The organism is Fodinicurvata halophila, assembly GCF_042651425.1.
Taxonomy (GTDB): Bacteria; Pseudomonadota; Alphaproteobacteria; order Kiloniellales; family DSM-21159; genus Fodinicurvata; species Fodinicurvata halophila.
On record NZ_JBHSCW010000003.1, the window covers coordinates 482,470 to 499,451 of the forward strand.

Here is a 16,982-nt window from a genome sequence, read left to right on the forward strand (position 1 = left end):
GATGGACGAAGATCGGCGTTTTCAGAATCTGCGTCTGCTGGAGGCCCTGCTGTTTGCATCGGCGGAACCTCTTACAGAGAGCCAGCTGAGCGCGTATTTCCCGGAGGGGACCGATGTGCCGGATCTGCTGCGGTCCCTGCAGGGCTACTATGCCAATCGCGGGATTATGCTGGAGCAGACAAACCAGGCCTGGGCCTTCCGTACGGCACCGGATATGGCGCCCTATCTCCGGCGGGAAAAGACAACGCAGAAGAAACTGTCGAAAGCCGCGGTCGATACCCTTGCGATCATCGCCTACCACCAACCGGTCACCCGCGCAGAGATCGAAGAAATACGCGGAGTCAGCCTGTCCAAGGGCACTCTGGACACCCTGCTCGAAGCAGAATGGATCAGACCCCGCGGACGTCGGCGCAGTCCTGGCCGGCCTTTGACCTGGGGCACGACGGACGCCTTCCTGGATCATTTCGGCCTGGAGAGCCTGTCCTTGCTGCCCGGTTTGGAGGAACTGAAGGCAGCGGGGCTGCTGGACACCCGTCCGGCGATCACGGCATTGGGAGAACGCGGCCTGTTGGGCCCCGGCGAAGAGTCGCGTGCGTCCGAGAATGAAGAGGACAAGCTCGACGAAGGCGAGATCGGCACGCTTCTCGAAAGCGAGTTTGCCCAAGGTGAGTCCGATGACAGCGGCGAGTCCCGTCATTCCGTGAAGCCCTGGGAGGATCAGGACAGCGAGGATTCGGACTGATCTGCAAGGCATTGTTTTCCGGGTTTTATCCACTTAACGTGCAGCATGATCTCTGCCACCGGACGCTGATTCCATAAGATGGACGCCCTTGCCTTCGATTCCGTACGCCACCGTTTCGGACAGTTGACGGCTGTAGACGGTGTCAGCCTGACTGTCAGCCGCGGTGAGCTAGTCTGTCTTCTTGGCCCTTCCGGCTGTGGAAAGACAACCATGCTGCGCCTGGCAGCCGGTCTCGAGCGCCTGCAGCAGGGACGTATCATCATGGCCGGCGAGGTCGTTGCAGACGGCCGGGTCGACCTGTCGCCGGAAGATCGTCAGGTAGGGCTCGTGTTCCAGGACTTTGCTCTCTTTCCGCATCTCAATGTGGCCGACAACGTGGCCTTCGGCCTGAAGGGGCTGGCGCGTGACAAGCGCATGGAAAGAGTGGAGGAGGCTCTGCGACAGGTTTCCATGGAATCCTATCGGAACGCTTATCCGCACACCCTGTCGGGCGGGCAGCAGCAGCGCGTTGCCCTGGCGCGCGCCTTGGCCCCCAAACCGGCCGTGGTCCTGCTGGATGAACCCTTTTCGGGCCTCGACATGCGCTTGCGCAACGAGGTCCGGGATCAGACCCTGCATATCCTCAAGAAATCGGGCGCAGCCACACTGATGGTCACGCATGACCCGGAGGAAGCCATGTTCATGTCTGACCGCATTGCCCTGATGAACCAGGGCCAGCTGGTTCAGACGGACAAGCCGGTGGATCTCTACTACAGCCCGGCTTCAGTCTTTGCGGCCTCATTCCTGAACGACACCAACCAGTTGACAGGGGTCGTCCGTGACGGCGGAGTGGAAACGGCTCTCGGCAAGCTGGAGGCGGACGGGCTGGCGGACGGCGAGACGGCGCGGATTCTCATCCGCCCGGAAGCGATCAAGCTGATCCCGCCCGGTGCTCATGCCGGTTCCGGGCGCAGCCCTGCCAGGGTCGTGACATCGAAACTCCTGGGGCGCAGCAGCCTGATACACCTCTCGGTGATCAATGATGGCAAGGAGGCATTGCATCTGCATGCCAGGGTGCCCGGTCGCTTCCTGCCGGCGGAAGGAGAAACCTTCAGTCTGGACCTGGATTTCCATCAAACCTTCGTTTTTTCCGATTCTGATTCGATCTGATGCAGGACATACATTGCGGGGCGCACAGCTTTTTGCGATAGTTTGCCCGACATAGGCATAAGTGACAGTAAGTAGGAGACCCCTTATGGGTGTGATCCCGAGTGAAGATATTCTATTGGTTGCTTTTACTGGTTCTTTCAGCATCTGGCACTGGCTGATCGTGCTGGCTGTCGTGCTGATCCTGTTCGGTGGCGGCGGAAAGATCCCGAAGCTGATGAAGGATCTCGGCAGCGGCATCACGCAGTTCAAGCGCGGGATGAAGGAAGAGGATAAGAGCGACGAGAACAGTGAAGACGAGAATGGCGAGAAGCCGGCCCTGAACAGGGACGAAACCTCGACCGCTCAGAGTGAGAAAGTCGACGAAGAGAAGAAACAAAAAGCCGCCAACGGCTAAGTCCGGCAGGATAATCCGGGCGACTCAATTGCCGGCTACGGCATTCTAGGACAGACCCCATGCTCGATCTCGGCTGGAGTGAAATGGCGCTTGTCGTCTTTCTGGCGCTGATCATACTCGGCCCGAAAGACCTTCCGCGTGCGCTGCAGGGATTAGGTCGCATGATGCGCAAGGTGCGCGCCATGGGACGCGAATTTCAGTCAGGACTGGACGAGATCGTACGGGATTCCGAACTGCAGGAAGCCAGGAAATCCGTCGAGTCCGTCCGCAAGGGCAAGCTGAAAGGGATGGTCCAGGAATCGATTGATCCTGATGGCGAGATGAGCAAGGAACTGCGTGACGTCGACCAGACAACCCGCCAGTCAACAAGCGGCAAGTCAGGCAATGCCGGAACCCAGGGCGGAAAGAGCTCGGCAACAGCCCAGGAAAAGGACAAGACTTCCGAGACGGCAAGCCCGGCCGAATCCTCTGAAGCGTCTCCGGAACTGAAGACTTCGTCCAACAAGGGTGGAACCGGAAGCAAGGCGGCAGCAAGCAAGACTGCAACAAACAAGACGGCGGCGAGCGGAAGCAAGTCCCCGTCCAAGAGCAGCGCCAATTCCAAGAGCGGCGCTGGCGCCAAGGGCAGTGCCAAGACAGCCACTCAGAGCAAGGGGGCAAGCGGGAGCTTTTCTGCCAAGGCCGGGAGTTCCGCGAAATCCGGAAATTCCACAAAGCAGGCGAAGACGTCTCAGGGCAGGACCACGGCGGCCAAGGCATCGGCGGGGAGCAGCAACAAGTCATCTGCAGCTGGAAAGAGCTCCCCTAACAAGTCTGCGCCCAATAAGTCAGCCGCATCTGGCGGCAAGTCCGCCTCGAACAAGAAACAATCCGATTCACAGGCATAACCGTGGCTGAGACCCTGGACGAAGAAAAGATGCCCTTGCTCGATCATTTGATCGAGCTGCGTAAGCGCCTCCTGCTTTCGGCTGCGGGCCTTATCGTCATTTTCGTGATCTGTTTTTTCTTTGCGGAGCAGCTTTACAATTTCCTGGCGCAGCCCTTGGCCGATTTGCTGCTCCAGCGCGGGGACGACAGGCTCGCCCGCATGATCTTTACCGATCTGACGGAAGTCTTCTTCACCTATGTGAAGGTTTCCTTCTTCACGGCGGCCTTCCTGACCTGTCCGCTTTTTTTAACCCAGTTGTGGCTGTTCATTGCGCCTGGGCTCTACAAGAACGAGAAGATGGCGTTGGGGCCATTCCTCGTGGCTTCCCCCTTGCTTTTCTTTACCGGTGCGGCGCTGGTCTACTATGTGATCCTGCCCTTCGCCTGGGAATTCTTCCTGCAGTTCGAGACGAGTGGCGGTGACGGCACTGTTCCGATCGAACTGGAAGCCAAGGTCGGTGAATATCTCTCACTCACCATGAAACTGCTGTTTGCCTTCGGCCTTTGCTTTCAGTTGCCGGTGCTCATGACGCTTCTGGCTCGGGTAGGACTTGCCACATCGGAAGGCATGGCCGCCAAGCGCAAGTACGCAATCGTCGGCGTGTTCATCGTCGCTGCGATCTTTACGCCGCCGGATCCGCTCAGCCAGCTCAGCCTCGCGATTCCGATCGTGCTGCTCTATGAAGTGTCGATCATCCTGGCCCGCATGGTTGAGCGCAAGAAGGCACAGCGTGAGCAGGAGATCGAAGACGAGCTATAAGCCGGCACCAGCATCTGGAAACGTCGGGGCAGGGAGTGTGAGCAAGCTGCGTCATGGACGAGGTCAGGCCTGTTCTCTATAAGCCGTAGGTAGGACAACCTCCGGCCCTCCAGCCCCAAACAGCCAAGGATGATCATGACTGCCGAGACCTTGCGATCTGCGCGAATCCTCGTCACCAACGATGACGGAATCCATGCACCGGGACTGCACGCCCTGGAGCGGATCGCCCACAGCCTGAGCGACGATGTCTGGACAGTGGCACCCGAGACGGAGCAATCGGCGGCCAGTCACTCACTTACGACACGCCGTCCCCTCAGGGTGCGGCGATTCGGTGACCGCCGCTTTGCTGTCGACGGGACGCCTACGGACTGCGTTCTTGTGGCTGTGAACTCGATTCTGAAGGAGCAGAAGCCCGTTGTCCTTCTGTCGGGAATCAATCACGGCGGAAACCTGGCGGAGGATGTCGGCTATTCGGGTACGGTGGCCGCAGCGATGGAAGGTGCTTTGCTGGGGCTCAAGGCCATTGCCTTCAGCCAACTCAGGAAAGACGACAATCCAGCTGAATTCGGCATGGCGGAGCATTTAGCGCCCGGGATTGTGGAGAAACTCTACCATCTTTCCTGGAGCCCGGACCTGTTGTTCAATGTCAACTTTCCCGCCAGATCGGTGGAACAGGTCAGCGGTATACGGATTGGACGACAAGGTCGCCGGGATGTCATGGTAGGATTGGTGGAAGGGCAGGATCCTGCCGGTCGGCCCTATGTCTGGATCGGTGATTTCGGTCCTGACCAGTCACAGGAGGAGGGCACGGATCTGGCCGGCATCCGCGAAGGAGCGATTACAATCACCCCCTTGCATCAGAACCTGACAGACGAACAGGCCCTGGTGCAGCTATCGGAGGTCTTTGGTGAGCCTGGCCGCGCGTAAAATCCGTTTGCTGATGCAGCTTCGCAAAGCGGGGATCAATGACACGTCAGTACTCTCCGCCATTGAACGCGTTCCCCGAGAGCAGTTCGTGCCGGCCAGCTTCAAGGATCAGGCCTACGAGAATATTGCGCTTCCGATCGGGCAGGGGCAGACACTGAGCCAACCCGAAGTCGTCGCCTTGATGACACAAGCCCTGGAAGTCACGAAGCGGCATACTGTACTGGAGATTGGAACGGGCTCGGGCTATCAGGCCTGCGTTCTCGCGCATCTGGCCCGGCGCGTGTACACGATCGAGCGACACAAGAGCCTGTTGGACCAGGCCGAGGAACGGATCTCCGAACTGCGGCTGCACAACGTCATGACTCGCCTGGGTGACGGCAGCCGAGGATGGCCGGAAGCCAGGGAGTTCGACCGGATCATCGTCACCTGTGCAGCGGAATTCCCGCCAGAACCGCTGCTCAAACAGCTGGGAGAAGGAGGGGCCATGATTCTGCCAGTTGGCGGGCAGGGGCGTACCCAGGAGCTGATCCGCCTGAAGCGGGTCGGTGAAGAGTTGCAGCGGACGGAACTGGGAATCGTGCGCTTCGTTCCCCTTGTCACGGAGGACACATCCGGCAGGGGGCAACGCCGGACAGGATGACGCGCAGAGCATTCAGAAACCATCTGCCTTCTCTGACGGCAGCGGGCGCAACCGCACTGCTGCTGACGGCGTGTTCCCTGGGGGAACCTCCGGTCAAGCAATTGGGAACGCCGCCGTTCCCTCCGCCTTTGCAGCCGCCCAAACCCGGCAGCGTTTCCATGAGCAGCGGAACGGTCGATACCAGGGATCTTTCTGGATCCTCAATTGAAGTGAGCGAGCTGCCTCGCAATACGCAGGAGCAGAAGCCAGCGCCATCCGGGCAGGATTACTATGAAGTCCAGGCCGGCGATACGCTCTTCAGCATTTCCAACGACACGCAGACACGCCTGACGGAACTGGTGGACATGAACGATCTGGAGCCCCCGTATCGCCTTGAACCGGGGCAGCGGCTTCGTCTGCCACGTCGGCAACAAGCGGCGGCAAGCGAGCAGGAGAGTGGAGGCACCCCGGAAGCCGCCGAGGAAGACGGGGCCACTGGCATGGATGAACCAGGTTCGGCATCGGGGCGCGAAACCTCTCGAGAGAACCGTGCCGAGCAGGCTGAAGAAGCCCCCGATATGAGCGAACCCGAGAGTGAGGATATTCCGGTTGCAGCCAACACCGGCCCGATAGGAGATCCACCGGGGCTGACAGGACAGGGCTTTGGCTGGCCTCTGGAGGGCGAGATCATCTCACGCTACGGGGCGCAGAGTGACGGCCGGCATAACGACGGCATCAACATCGCCGCCCCGGAAGGCAGTGTGGTCCGGGCCTCGGAGAATGGTGTGGTCGCCTATGCCGGCAACGAATTGCGCGGTTTCGGCAACCTGCTTCTGATTCGCCATCAGGATGGGTGGGTCAGCGCCTATGGGCACAACAGTCGCCTGCTGGTCGGGCGTGGCGTGAAAGTCGAACGGGGCCAGCCAATTGCCGAAGTCGGGGCTTCCGGAAGCGTATCGAAACCACAGCTGCATTTCGAGCTTCGCAAGGGAACGCGCGCCATGGACCCGATCGAGCTCCTGGAAGACTGAAATCAGTCGAGTCGTTGTCCCAATCGACCGGCCAGTTCCTGGATGAACTGCCAGGCGACGCGACCGGACCGAGCTCCGCGCGTAACGGACCATTCGATGGCCTGCTGCTTGAGTTCCGTTTCCTCGATCTTCAAGTCGTAATGACGCGCATAGCCGCGCACCATGGCCAGGTAGGTTTCCTGGTCACAGTTGTGAAAACCGAGCCACAGGCCGAAACGATCCGACAGGCTGACCTTCTCCTCGACGGCTTCCGAGGGCATGATGGCCGTGGAGCGTTCGTTCTCAATCATGTCGCGAGAGAGAATGTGCCGTCGGTTCGAGGTGGCGTAGAAGAGGACGTTCTCCGGCCGTCCTTCGATCCCGCCTTCCAGAACCGCCTTCAGGGATTTGTAGCTGGTATCCTCCTCTTCGAAGGAAAGGTCATCACAGAACAACAGGAAGCGACGCTCTTGCCGGCGCAAGAGGGACAGGAGGTCCGGCAGGCTGGGAATATCCTCCCGGTGGATTTCGACCAAAACCAGGGAGGCCTGGTCTTCTTCCTGTGCGTCCTGGTTGATTCGGGCCTGGATGGCCTTGGTCAGGGATGACTTGCCCGTGCCGCGCGCGCCCCAGAGCAAAGCATTGTTGGCGGGCAGCCCCCTGGCAAAGCGCCGGGTGTTGTCCAGAAGACTCTCTTTTTGCTGCTCGATTCCTTCCAGCAGGTCGAGGTCCACTCGGTTTACCTTGTCCACCGGCTGGAGAGTACGACTGTCCGGATGCCATACGAAGGCATCCGCCCTGTCCAGTTCCAGAACGGCTTCCCTGGAGGGCGCGAGCCGTTCCAGAGCCTCGGCGATACGAGTGAGCTGCCGGGAGAGATCGCTGTTCGCATTTGAATCGGGAGCGGAATAATTCATGTCGCTTATCTTGGCTTCAGGCAAAGGCCTGCAATCCTGTCTGTGAACGTCCCAGAATGAGGGCATGGATGTCATGAGTGCCCTCATAGGTGTTGACGGCCTCCAGGTTCATCACGTGGCGGATGACGTGATATTCGTCTGAGATACCGTTGCCGCCGTGCATGTCCCGTGACATCCGTGCAATGTCCAGGGCCTTGCCGCAGGCATTGCGCTTGATCAGGGAAATGGCCTCGGGCGTCAGCTTGCCTTCATCGATCAGGCGTCCCACGCGCAGCGCGGACTGCAAGCCCAGCGCAATCTCGGTCTGCATGTCGGCCAGCTTCTTCTGGATCAACTGGGTGGCCGCCAGGGGTTTGTCGAACACCTTGCGTTCCAGGGTGTAATCCCGTGCCGCATGCCAACAGAACTCGGCGGCTCCCATGGCTCCCCATGCAATTCCATAGCGTGCGCGGTTGAGGCATCCGAACGGCCCCTTCAGCCCGCTGACGTTCGGCAGGAGGTTCTCGTCCGGAACAAAGACATCCTCCATGACGATCTCGCCGGTGAGCGAGGCGCGCAGGCTGAACTTTCCTTCGATCTTCGGGGCCGAGAGCCCCTTCATGCCCTTCTCCAGGAGGAATCCGCGGATCTTGTCATCGGGATCGCTCTTGGCCCAGACGACGAAGACGTCTGCAATCGGCGAGTTGGTAATCCAGGTTTTCGTTCCCTTCAACTGATAGCCACCGTCGACCTTTCGGGCCACGGTCCGCATGGCAGCGGGATCGGAACCGGCGTCCGGCTCCGTCAGGCCGAAACAGCCAACCGATTCTCCCTTGGCCAGTTTGGGCAGATACTTCTTTTTCTGCTCTTCCGAGCCGTAGGCGTTGATCGGGTGCATGACCAGGGAAGACTGCACCGACATGGCCGAGCGATAGCCACTGTCGACCCGCTCCACTTCCCGCGCGATCAGGCCATAACAGACATAGTTCACTCCGGCGCAGCCGTACTCCTCGGGCAGTGTCGCGCCCAGGAACCCTAGTTCGCCCATTTCCTGCATGATGGCCCGATCGAATTTCTCGTGGCGATTCGCCTCGAGAATGCGTGGCATCAGACTGTCCCGGCAGTACTGCCGCGCAGCGTCATGGACCATGCGCTCGTCTTCGGTGAGCTGCTCATCCAGAAGAAAGGGGTCTTCCCAGACAAAACGGGCCTGATTCTGGGGGGAACTGGCGTCCGGGCGGGAATCCTGTGCAGTGCTCATTGCAAACTCCGTCGAGAAAGGGACTTGCCGTTAACATAGACGGGAAGAGGCGGGTTCGAAAGGTTCTCTCCGCGAAGGGCCCCAGGACCGCCGAACCGACCTGATCTCGATCCGAGGTTGGTGGAGAAAAGTTTCCAGGTTTTTTTCATTTTGCGTTAGGAAAGCTTTGATTTTTATTTGAAATCATATGGTTGCATCCAGGATTCACGATGACGCGAATTTGATATTTTATGTATGAGAATTTCTCAAAACTGTCTAATATCCAAAGAGCCAAGAGGGCAGCAAAAGTGGTTTCTTCGGACTGAAGCGCGAGCAGGGCTGTATGACTGAATATTTGATATTTGGAGCGGTAAAAATATCGACAGATAACCTGATGACAGGTTTTTTTCTTGCTTCGAACTCAGAAATCGGTTTTTCCTCCTTCTATAAATAAGACCAAGAATGACTCACCTCGCAAGAAGGGTGAGGGCAGGGGCTGTAAATGGAATATTTTGTCCAGCAGTTGATCAACGGGCTCACGCTCGGTTCGATCTACGGCTTGATCGCGATCGGTTATACGATGGTCTACGGCATCATCGGCATGATCAATTTCGCCCATGGCGACATCTACATGATCGGCGCCTTTGTCGGCATCATCGGCTTTATCATCATGGCCATCCTGGGGATCACATGGATTCCTCTGGCCCTGCTACTGGTCCTGGTCATGGCAATCGTCTTTACCTCGGTCTATGGCTGGACCGTCGAGCGGATTGCCTATCGCCCCCTACGCGGCTCGCAACGCCTGGCGCCTCTGATCTCTGCGCTGGGCATGTCGATCTTCCTGCAGAACTACGTGCAGCTGCTGCAAGGCGCGCGCGTCAAGCCCATGCAGCCCCTGATTAGCGGAGGTATCGAACTCATGGATGGCGGTGAAGGCGGTTTCACCGTCGGCATGAGTTACATGCAGATCATCATCATCCTGCTAACTGTCATCCTGATGGCGGCCTTTACGCTCCTCATCACCAGGACGGCGTTGGGGCGCATGCAGCGGGCCTGCGAACAGGACAAGCTGATGGCCTCCCTGGTGGGAGTGAACGTCGATCGCACCATCTCGCTCGCCTTTGTCATGGGGGCGGCTCTGGCAGCTGTCGCGGGGGTCATGGTGACCCTCTATTACGGGGTCATCGATTTCTATATCGGGTTTCTCGCGGGTCTCAAGGCGTTCACGGCAGCCGTGCTTGGCGGCATAGGGTCTATTGCGGGAGCCATGCTCGGGGGTCTGGCAATCGGCCTGATCGAAGCGCTCTGGTCTGCCTACTTCTCCGTGGAGTACAAGGATGTTGCCGCCTTCTCGATCCTCATTCTGGTGCTGATTTTCCGCCCCAGCGGCTTCCTCGGGAAGCCTGAAATCGAGAAGGTCTGAACCATGGCGGCAGAAACTCAAACCGCTGTTGCGGACGGAAATGGGCGTCCGGTTCTCGACTGGAAGGCCATTGGACGCGAACTTTTCTTCACGGCGCTTGTGGCCTTCGGCCTGACGTTCGTGCTGGTAGGCATGCAGACGGCTGATGAAGGGGGAGAGCTGACCATCATTCCGCGCTTCACTGACGTGGGCTACGCGATCGTGATGCTGACGTTGGGACGGTTCGGTTACATCATGCTGCGCTATCGGCGCGCGCTCTTTGTATTGATCGCTAGTTTGGCGGTCTTTGGCCTGTCGTTCGTGCTGCCGTTTCCCAGCCTGTTCCTGGAAACGATGTGCATGGTGGGCGGGTTGCTCATTGCGCTGATGGCCGTGATCACCCTGATCCGTCATCGCCCCGGAATCGACATGCGAGAGCGTGACCGCGCAATGGACCGAGCGGCAGCCCGTTTCCAGGAGTTGTCCCGCTTCATTGGGCCCGTCTTGGTGGTTTTCGCGATCATACTGCCGTTCCTGCCTTTCATGGACCGCCAGTACATCGATATTGCCACCCTGCTGCTCATGTACATCATGCTGGGCTGGGGCCTGAATATCATCGTCGGCCTGGCGGGCCTGCTCGATCTGGGATACGTCGCCTTTTACGCAATCGGTGCCTATTCCTATGCGTTGCTGGCTGTTTCCTTCGATCTCAGCTTCTGGGTATGCCTGCCCTTGGCTGGTGTATTGGCGGCTGTTGGCGGGTATCTGCTGGGATTTCCGGTTCTGCGCCTGCGGGGTGACTATTTTGCCATCGTGACCCTCGGGTTCGGAGAGATCGTTCGCATCGTCCTGTTGAACTGGTACCAGTTCACGGGCGGTCCCGACGGCATCGGGGGCATTCCTCGCCCCAGCTTTTTCGGAATTGCCGAATTCCTGCCGGCATCGCGCGACGGAATCACCTTTGCGGAGCTGTTCGGGATAGATTTCGATCCCATGCACCGCCTTATTTTCCTCTATTTCCTGATCCTGGCTCTCGCCCTGTTGGTCAACATGGTGTCGCTGCGCCTGAGAAAGCTGCCACTTGGGCGTGCCTGGGAGGCATTGCGCGAGGATGACATCGCCAGCCAGTCGCTGGGCATTAACAGGACCAATATCAAGCTTGCGGCCTTTACCATCTCTGCAGCTTTCGGTGGCTTTGCAGGCTCCTTCTTTGCGACCCGGCAAGGATTCATCAGTCCTGAAAGCTTCACCTTCCTGGAATCGGCGATCATCCTGGCGATCGTGGTACTTGGCGGTATGGGCAGCCAACTCGGTGTGGTTATCGCGACCATTCTGCTGATCGGCCTTCCCGAGGTCTTCCGAGAGCTCGAGCAATACCGGATGCTGGCCTTCGGTGCAGGCATGGTGCTGATCATGTTGTGGCGTCCCCGCGGTCTTCTCGCACATCGAGATCCGTCCATTCTGCTGCATGGCAGGAAGGGGCCCGATGCGGCACGCATCGAAGCTGAACAGAAAGCAGCGGAGGCCGCGCAATGAGCTCGATCCAGAAAACGCCCCTGCTTGATGTGCAGCATCTGACGATGCGTTTCGGAGGCCTGGTCGCGATCGACGATGTGTCCTTTACGGCAAACAACCGTGAGATTACCGCAATTATCGGTCCGAACGGCGCAGGCAAGACCACGCTCTTCAACTGCCTGACAGGGTTCTACAAGCCCACGGTCGGCTGCCTGAAACTGGTTCGCGACGAGCAGCACTATCTGCTGGAGCGCATGCCCGGGCATGACATCACCAAGCATGCACATGTTGCCAGGACCTTTCAGAATATTCGTCTGTTCTCGAGAATGACTGTTCTCGAGAATCTGCTGGTTGCCCAGCACAACAAGCTGCAGAGAGCGTCGAAGTTTACCTTGGCAGGGCTTCTCGGATTGTCTTCCTACAAGAATGTAGAGCAATCTGCAGTTGATCTGGCTCGCTTCTGGCTGGATCGGATCAACCTGACAGCGCGTGCCGACTTTGAGGCCGGCAACCTTCCTTACGGGGATCAGAGGCGACTGGAAATTGCCAGGGCCATGTGTACGGAACCGGCCCTGCTTTGCCTCGATGAGCCTGCGGCCGGGCTTAACCCGCGTGAATCTGCGGCGCTGAACGAGCTTCTCCTGGCCATACGTGAAGAGATCGGGATCGGTATTCTGCTGATCGAGCACGACATGAGCGTTGTGATGCGGATTTCCGATCACGTGATCGTTCTGGACTACGGCCGGAAGATCGCGGATGGCGAACCTGAAGACGTGCGCAATAACCCCGAAGTCATCAAGGCGTATCTGGGGGAGGACGATACCGAGGAACTTCCCGAGGAGATCAAGCAGGATGTCGAAGCGGCCGCAAGGGGGGAGAACTGATGCTGGCGATTTCAGGTGTTCACACCTTCTATGGGGCCATTGAGGCCTTGAAGGGCGTCAGTCTGGAAGTCGAGGCCGGGGAAATCAGTACGCTGATCGGCTCCAACGGTGCCGGTAAGTCCACCTTGTTGATGACCATCTGTGGGTCTCCCCGGGCGCGTTGGGGCAGGGTTCTCTTCGAGGGAAAGGATATTACTTCCATGCCCACGCACGAAATTGTGCAACTCGGCATTGCCCAGTCCCCGGAAGGGCGGCGGATTTTCTCGCGCATGACGGTTTATGAGAATCTCCAGATGGGGGCGATCCGGAATACGGAGGATCGTTTCGAGCGCAATGTCAGCCGTGTCTTCGAGCTGTTTCCGCGACTGAAGGAGCGTCGCAACCAGCGGGGGGGTACCCTCTCTGGAGGCGAGCAGCAGATGTTGGCCGTGGCGCGCGCCCTGATGAGCGAGCCGCGCATGCTGCTGCTGGATGAGCCTTCCCTGGGGCTGGCCCCCATGATCGTGAAGCAGATCTTCGAAGTGATTCAGCAAATCAACCAGGACGACCAGGTTACTGTCTTCCTGGTGGAACAGAATGCGTTCCATGCCCTCAGGCTCGCTCACCGCGGTTATGTCATGGTGAACGGCAATATCACGATGAGCGGTACGGGAAAGGAGCTTCTCGTGAATCCGGAGGTGCGTGCGGCCTATCTTGAAGGGGGGCATTGAGGACGGACCATGTACGAACTTCTTGGAACACAACTCGACGTTTTCATCGGTCTGACCCTGATCCTTTTTGGCGGCCTCTCCTACCTCTCGGGCCAGGCTCTTGCGAACAACTGGCTGCCCGTCTGGCAGACCCTGCCGTACGGTTTCCTGATGGGATTTGCGGATCGATTCCTGACCTATGCACTTTTCGAAGGGGTCCTGCTACACCCGCTCGGCTATATTGTGCATTCGCTGGTTCTTATCGGGATCATGCTTTTCGCTTATCGCGTGACCCAGGTCCGAAAAATGATCAACCAGTATCCATGGGTCTACGAAAGGGCAGGTTTGTTGAACTGGCGAGAAAAGAAGGCCGGAGAGAGCTTTCCGTGATGCGAAACTTCTCGTATTTCGGCCGGCACCTGCTACAGTTGCATCATGGGGATCAGCCCCGACGCCGGAAGATGATGCAAATTGGAATGGACTTTCCGGTATCCAACAGGGAGTAAAAGAATGAACAAGTACTCTATTGCCATTGCCGCCGCGGTCGCTTTTTCCGGCGCCACCCTGGCGGTAGCTCAAGCGGAAGTGAAGATTGCAACAGTCGGTCCGCTAACCGGACAATACGCGTCTTTCGGCGAACAGATGCAACGCGGCCTTCAAAAGGCAGTTGAGGATCTGAATGCCAATGGTGGCATCAATGGTGAGGAGGTTGTCGCCATTATCGAGGACGATGCCTGTGATCCGAAGCAGGCAGTGGCCGCTGCCAACAAGTTGGCGGGTGAGGGGGTTTCCTTCGTCGCCGGGCACTTCTGTTCCGGCTCCTCGATTCCGGCCTCATCGGTCTACATGGAATCCGATATCCTGCAGATCTCGCCGGCGTCCACGAACCCTGACTTTACCGACAAGCCTTTTGAGGAAGGCTGGTACAACGTCTTCAGGACCTGTGGTCGTGACGATGCCCAAGGTATCGTGGCCGGCAATTACTTGGCCGATAACTACGCCAACGGGGAAATCGCGATCCTTCATGACAAGACCGCATATGGCAAAGGCCTGGCCGATCAGACCAAGGCTCAGCTCAACAAGCGGGGGATCGAGGAAGCTGTCTACGAGGCCTACACTGCGGGTGAACGTGACTATTCGGCACTTGTGTCCAAGCTGAAGGCAGAGGGCATCAAGGCCATGTATGTCGGCGGTTATCACACGGAAGCCGGGCTGATGATTCGTCAGGCGCGCGAGCAGAACTACGAACCACAGCTGGTCTCTGGTGATGCCCTGGTTACGGAAGAGTACTGGAACATCACTGGTGACGCCGGCGAAGGTACGATCATGACCTTCGCACCGGATCCGCGGAAACTTTCCGAGGCGGCGGAGCTGGTCGAGGAATTCCGGGCTGACGGTTACGAGCCGGAAGGCTATACGCTCTACACCTATGCCGCCGTACAGGTCTGGGCTCAGGCTGCGGAAGATACGGGCTCGTTCGAGACCATGACCCTCTCGGAGGCCATCAAGGGCAACACCTTCAACACCGTGATCGGCGAAATCACCTTCGATGAGAAGGGAGATCCAGCGGATCCGAACTATGTCTGGTATGTCTGGAAGGACGGCAACTACAGCGAAATGTAATCACTGTTTTGTCGCAGACTACATAGAGAGGCGGCCCGGCTACAAACCGGGCCGCTTTTTTGTGACCGGAGTACACAGCGTTAAGAGTTCCTTTAAGAAGACCCTCTTATTCTCTGGAAATGCCGCAACGGGAAACCCTCATCGAATTCATACGCGTGGGTGCCTACGTCAAGGTTTCCGCCGTTGATCCGGAAACCCTGACGGAGGTTTCCATTGTAGGCCAGCCTTCGTGCGGTGAATATGCACTGGAAGAACTGGCAGTCCGCAAGCTCGACTACGTCCTGAAGAAGAAGGGACTGCGCCCGTCGATCAATGATGCAGGATCTGCCCCAGGAACAGCTTGAGACGTTCTGATGAGGGTTCGTTGAAAAAACGTTCCGGATCGTTCTGCTCGACGATATCTCCGTAATCCATGAAAACGATCCGATTGGCCACGGTCCGCGCGAAGCCCATCTCGTGTGTGACGACGAGCATCGTCATGCCTTCTTCGGCCAACTGGGTCATGACCTCGAGCACCTCCTTGATCATTTCCGGATCGAGAGCCGAGGTCGGCTCGTCGAAGAGCATGATCTTGGGCTTCATGCAGAGAGAGCGTGCGATGGCCACACGCTGCTGCTGTCCCCCCGAAAGCTGGCCCGGATACTTGTCCGCCTGTTCCGGGATTTTCACCCTGTCCAGGTAGTACATGGCCGTTTCCTCGGCTTCCTTCTTGGGAACCTTGCGTACCCAGATCGGGGCGAGGGTCAGATTTTCGATCACCGTTAGATGCGGAAAGAGGTTGAACTGCTGAAAGACCATGCCGACTTCGCGTCGTACGGCATCAATGTTCTTCAGGTTGTTGGTCAGCGAGATTCCATCGACGACGATGCTGCCTTTCTGGTGTTCCTCAAGAGCATTGATGCAACGGATCAAGGTGGATTTGCCCGAGCCGGATGGACCACAGACAACGATCTTCTCTCCCCGTGCGACGGTCATGTTGATATTGCGCAGCACCTGAAAGTCCCCGAACCATTTGTTGAGATCGTTGATCTCGATGATGGGGTCCGTGCTGCTGGACGGGCTCTGATGGGAAGCTGTGCTCATGATCTCGGTTCTCCTAGCGCCGGGTGCCGACGTTCAGGTACTTCTCCAAGTATTGAGAGTACTTCGACATGAAGAAGCAGAATACGAAGTAGATGCTTGCGGTGAAGAGGTAGGCTTCCTTGTAGAAGCCACGCCAGGCTGCATCGGTCAGGGCTGCCTTGGTCGCCCCCATCAGGTCAAAGATCCCGATGATAATGACCAGCGAGGTATCCTTGAAGAAGCTGATGAAGCTGTTCACCAAGGCGGGGATGGAGATGCGCAGTGCCTGGGGCAGGATGATGAAGCGCATCTTCTTCCAGTAACTGAGACCCAGGCTGTCCGCTGCCTCGTATTGCCCACTTGGCAGAGATTGCAGGCCTCCGCGCACGGCTTCCGCCAGGTAGGCTGATGCGAACATGATCAGTCCGATCTGTGCGCGCAAAAGCTTGTCGATGGTCAGTCCCGTGGGCAGGAACAGAGGGAACATCACCGATGCCATGAAGAGAATGGTGATCAGCGGCACACCACGGATCAGCTCGATATAGGTGATGCAAAGCGTGCGAATGGTCGGCATGTGGGAGCGGCGGCCAAGCGCCAGCAGAACGCCGATCGGGAAGCCGAAGATCAGACCGATTCCCGAAAGAAACAGTGTGAGCGGCAGCCCTCCCCAACGCGTGTTCGGAACGTAGGTCAGGCCGAGAATTCCGCCCCACATCAGGATGGCGATAAGGGGGACCGCAGCTGCCCAAAGCAGGAATATGGATTTCCGCCAAGCGTTGGGATGGCAACTGACCACAACCACCGTGGCAAAGATCGCCATGGCAACTGTCGGTCGCCACTGTTCCTCAAAGGGATAGAGCCCGAAGAGGATAAGATTCGCCTTCTCATAGAGGAAAGCCCAGCAAGCGCCATCTGTTTGCCGACAAACAGTGGATTCCACATTTCCCCATACGGCGTCGAAGATGGCCCAGTCCATGAAAGGCGGGATAATCTTGTAGAACAGCCAGAGAATCAGGAGCGTGAGAATCGAGTTGTACCAGGTGTTGAAGAGGTTGGCGCGCAGCCAACCGATAACGCCGACGCGTGTCACAGGTGGACGCTGCGAGGTCTGCTTCATCTGCTGATCGTCGGACATGGTCATGG

General features: G+C 58.1%; 19 protein-coding genes. 15 read left to right on the top strand and 4 right to left on the bottom strand.

The genetic code is table 11. The annotated features are described in order from the left end of the window. The first annotated feature begins 1 nt into the window (after window position 1). The 8 genes from scpB to ACFOW6_RS07085 all read left to right on the top strand — a co-directional run bounded on the left by scpB (window position 2) and on the right by ACFOW6_RS07085 (window position 6,549). Entirely contained in the window at window positions 2-742 is a 741-nt protein-coding gene (gene scpB, locus ACFOW6_RS07050; RefSeq protein WP_382421631.1) for an SMC-Scp complex subunit ScpB, read from the top strand. 78 nt (window positions 743-820) lie between these two features. Next, entirely contained in the window at window positions 821-1,891 is a 1,071-nt protein-coding gene (locus ACFOW6_RS07055; protein WP_382421632.1) for an ABC transporter ATP-binding protein, read from the top strand. 85 nt (window positions 1,892-1,976) lie between these two features. Then, entirely contained in the window at window positions 1,977-2,285 is a 309-nt protein-coding gene (locus ACFOW6_RS07060; protein ID WP_382421633.1) for a twin-arginine translocase TatA/TatE family subunit, read from the top strand. 59 nt (window positions 2,286-2,344) lie between these two features. Continuing rightward, the gene (tatB, locus tag ACFOW6_RS07065) at window positions 2,345-3,172 is read left to right on the top strand and encodes a Sec-independent protein translocase protein TatB (RefSeq protein ID WP_382421634.1); all 828 of its coding nucleotides are present in this window, start codon (window positions 2,345-2,347) and stop codon (window positions 3,170-3,172) included. Window positions 3,173-3,174: 2 nt separating this feature from the next. Next, on the top strand, window positions 3,175-3,972 hold the full coding sequence (gene tatC / locus ACFOW6_RS07070; protein ID WP_382421635.1) for a twin-arginine translocase subunit TatC: 798 nt from the start codon (window positions 3,175-3,177) through the stop codon (window positions 3,970-3,972). A 135-nt stretch (window positions 3,973-4,107) separates the two neighbouring features. Then, window positions 4,108-4,899, top strand: coding sequence for a 5'/3'-nucleotidase SurE (surE, locus tag ACFOW6_RS07075; RefSeq protein ID WP_382421636.1), 792 nt, complete (start codon window positions 4,108-4,110; stop codon window positions 4,897-4,899). Next, window positions 4,880-5,539, top strand: a complete 660-nt coding sequence (locus tag ACFOW6_RS07080) for a protein-L-isoaspartate(D-aspartate) O-methyltransferase (protein ID WP_382421637.1) — start codon at window positions 4,880-4,882, stop codon at window positions 5,537-5,539. The genes surE and ACFOW6_RS07080 overlap by 20 nt, the downstream gene beginning before the upstream one ends. 209 nt (window positions 5,540-5,748) lie before the next feature. Beyond that, window positions 5,749-6,549 carry a peptidoglycan DD-metalloendopeptidase family protein gene (locus tag ACFOW6_RS07085; RefSeq protein ID WP_382421638.1) on the top strand — a complete coding sequence of 267 codons (801 nt, stop codon included), beginning with the start codon at window positions 5,749-5,751 and terminating at the stop codon, window positions 6,547-6,549. A gap of 2 nt (window positions 6,550-6,551) precedes the next feature. Here the strand turns inward: ACFOW6_RS07085 and ACFOW6_RS07090 are convergent, their stop codons facing one another. Further along, window positions 6,552-7,445, bottom strand: coding sequence for an ATP-binding protein (locus ACFOW6_RS07090; protein ID WP_382421639.1), 894 nt, complete (start codon window positions 7,443-7,445; stop codon window positions 6,552-6,554). A gap of 16 nt (window positions 7,446-7,461) precedes the next feature. After that, the gene (locus ACFOW6_RS07095) at window positions 7,462-8,685 is read right to left on the bottom strand and encodes an acyl-CoA dehydrogenase (protein ID WP_382421640.1); all 1,224 of its coding nucleotides are present in this window, start codon (window positions 8,683-8,685) and stop codon (window positions 7,462-7,464) included. A 481-nt stretch (window positions 8,686-9,166) separates the two neighbouring features. Between ACFOW6_RS07095 and ACFOW6_RS07100 the strand changes: the two genes are divergently transcribed. From ACFOW6_RS07100 to ACFOW6_RS07130, 7 genes are all read left to right on the top strand, one after another. Further along, a complete protein-coding gene (locus tag ACFOW6_RS07100; protein ID WP_382421641.1) occupies window positions 9,167-10,087 on the top strand; it encodes an ABC transporter permease subunit in 921 nt (306 codons plus the stop codon). A 3-nt stretch (window positions 10,088-10,090) separates the two neighbouring features. After that, complete coding sequence (livM, locus tag ACFOW6_RS07105; RefSeq protein ID WP_382421642.1) at window positions 10,091-11,602, top strand: high-affinity branched-chain amino acid ABC transporter permease LivM; 1,512 nt, start codon at window positions 10,091-10,093, stop codon at window positions 11,600-11,602. Next, window positions 11,599-12,465, top strand: coding sequence for an ABC transporter ATP-binding protein (locus tag ACFOW6_RS07110; protein WP_382421643.1), 867 nt, complete (start codon window positions 11,599-11,601; stop codon window positions 12,463-12,465). Before livM ends, ACFOW6_RS07110 begins: the two co-directional genes overlap by 4 nt. Next, window positions 12,465-13,175 (top strand): ABC transporter ATP-binding protein, encoded by a 711-nt coding sequence (locus ACFOW6_RS07115; RefSeq protein ID WP_382421644.1) that lies wholly within the window; start codon window positions 12,465-12,467, stop codon window positions 13,173-13,175. The genes ACFOW6_RS07110 and ACFOW6_RS07115 overlap by 1 nt, the downstream gene beginning before the upstream one ends. A 9-nt stretch (window positions 13,176-13,184) precedes the next feature. Continuing rightward, window positions 13,185-13,544, top strand: a complete 360-nt coding sequence (locus ACFOW6_RS07120) for a DUF6867 family protein (RefSeq protein WP_382421645.1) — start codon at window positions 13,185-13,187, stop codon at window positions 13,542-13,544. A 120-nt stretch (window positions 13,545-13,664) separates the two neighbouring features. Next, window positions 13,665-14,777 carry a branched-chain amino acid ABC transporter substrate-binding protein gene (locus ACFOW6_RS07125; protein WP_382421646.1) on the top strand — a complete coding sequence of 371 codons (1,113 nt, stop codon included), beginning with the start codon at window positions 13,665-13,667 and terminating at the stop codon, window positions 14,775-14,777. Window positions 14,778-14,896: 119 nt separating this feature from the next. Beyond that, the gene (locus ACFOW6_RS07130) at window positions 14,897-15,121 is read left to right on the top strand and encodes a DUF6898 family protein (protein ID WP_382421647.1); all 225 of its coding nucleotides are present in this window, start codon (window positions 14,897-14,899) and stop codon (window positions 15,119-15,121) included. Here the strand turns inward: ACFOW6_RS07130 and ACFOW6_RS07135 are convergent. Both ACFOW6_RS07135 and ACFOW6_RS07140 read right to left on the bottom strand, forming a co-directional pair. Next, a complete protein-coding gene (locus tag ACFOW6_RS07135) occupies window positions 15,087-15,860 on the bottom strand; it encodes an amino acid ABC transporter ATP-binding protein (RefSeq protein ID WP_382421648.1) in 774 nt (257 codons plus the stop codon). The two genes, ACFOW6_RS07130 and ACFOW6_RS07135, sit on opposite strands and share 35 nt — an antisense overlap. Before the next feature lie 13 nt (window positions 15,861-15,873). After that, window positions 15,874-16,980: an amino acid ABC transporter permease gene (locus ACFOW6_RS07140; protein ID WP_382421649.1), complete on the bottom strand. Its 1,107-nt coding sequence runs from the start codon at window positions 16,978-16,980 to the stop codon at window positions 15,874-15,876. Between the last annotated feature and the right edge of the window lie 2 nt (window positions 16,981-16,982).

Bases quoted from the DNA above. Each gene is read 5' to 3' on its own strand.
- ACFOW6_RS07130 (WP_382421647.1), top strand. From the start codon at position 14,897: ATGCCGCAACGGGAAACCCTCATCGAATTCATACGCGTGGGTGCCTAC.
- ACFOW6_RS07090 (WP_382421639.1), bottom strand. From the start codon at position 7,445: ATGAATTATTCCGCTCCCGATTCAAATGCGAACAGCGATCTCTCCCGG.
- surE (WP_382421636.1), top strand. From the start codon at position 4,108: ATGACTGCCGAGACCTTGCGATCTGCGCGAATCCTCGTCACCAACGAT.
- ACFOW6_RS07135 (WP_382421648.1), bottom strand. From the start codon at position 15,860: ATGAGCACAGCTTCCCATCAGAGCCCGTCCAGCAGCACGGACCCCATC.
- ACFOW6_RS07115 (WP_382421644.1), top strand. From the start codon at position 12,465: ATGCTGGCGATTTCAGGTGTTCACACCTTCTATGGGGCCATTGAGGCC.
- ACFOW6_RS07095 (WP_382421640.1), bottom strand. From the start codon at position 8,685: ATGAGCACTGCACAGGATTCCCGCCCGGACGCCAGTTCCCCCCAGAAT.
- ACFOW6_RS07100 (WP_382421641.1), top strand. From the start codon at position 9,167: ATGGAATATTTTGTCCAGCAGTTGATCAACGGGCTCACGCTCGGTTCG.
- ACFOW6_RS07110 (WP_382421643.1), top strand. From the start codon at position 11,599: ATGAGCTCGATCCAGAAAACGCCCCTGCTTGATGTGCAGCATCTGACG.
- livM (WP_382421642.1), top strand. From the start codon at position 10,091: ATGGCGGCAGAAACTCAAACCGCTGTTGCGGACGGAAATGGGCGTCCG.
- scpB (WP_382421631.1), top strand. From the start codon at position 2: ATGGACGAAGATCGGCGTTTTCAGAATCTGCGTCTGCTGGAGGCCCTG.
- ACFOW6_RS07140 (WP_382421649.1), bottom strand. From the start codon at position 16,980: ATGACCATGTCCGACGATCAGCAGATGAAGCAGACCTCGCAGCGTCCA.
- ACFOW6_RS07125 (WP_382421646.1), top strand. From the start codon at position 13,665: ATGAACAAGTACTCTATTGCCATTGCCGCCGCGGTCGCTTTTTCCGGC.
- ACFOW6_RS07060 (WP_382421633.1), top strand. From the start codon at position 1,977: ATGGGTGTGATCCCGAGTGAAGATATTCTATTGGTTGCTTTTACTGGT.
- tatB (WP_382421634.1), top strand. From the start codon at position 2,345: ATGCTCGATCTCGGCTGGAGTGAAATGGCGCTTGTCGTCTTTCTGGCG.
- ACFOW6_RS07120 (WP_382421645.1), top strand. From the start codon at position 13,185: ATGTACGAACTTCTTGGAACACAACTCGACGTTTTCATCGGTCTGACC.
- ACFOW6_RS07055 (WP_382421632.1), top strand. From the start codon at position 821: ATGGACGCCCTTGCCTTCGATTCCGTACGCCACCGTTTCGGACAGTTG.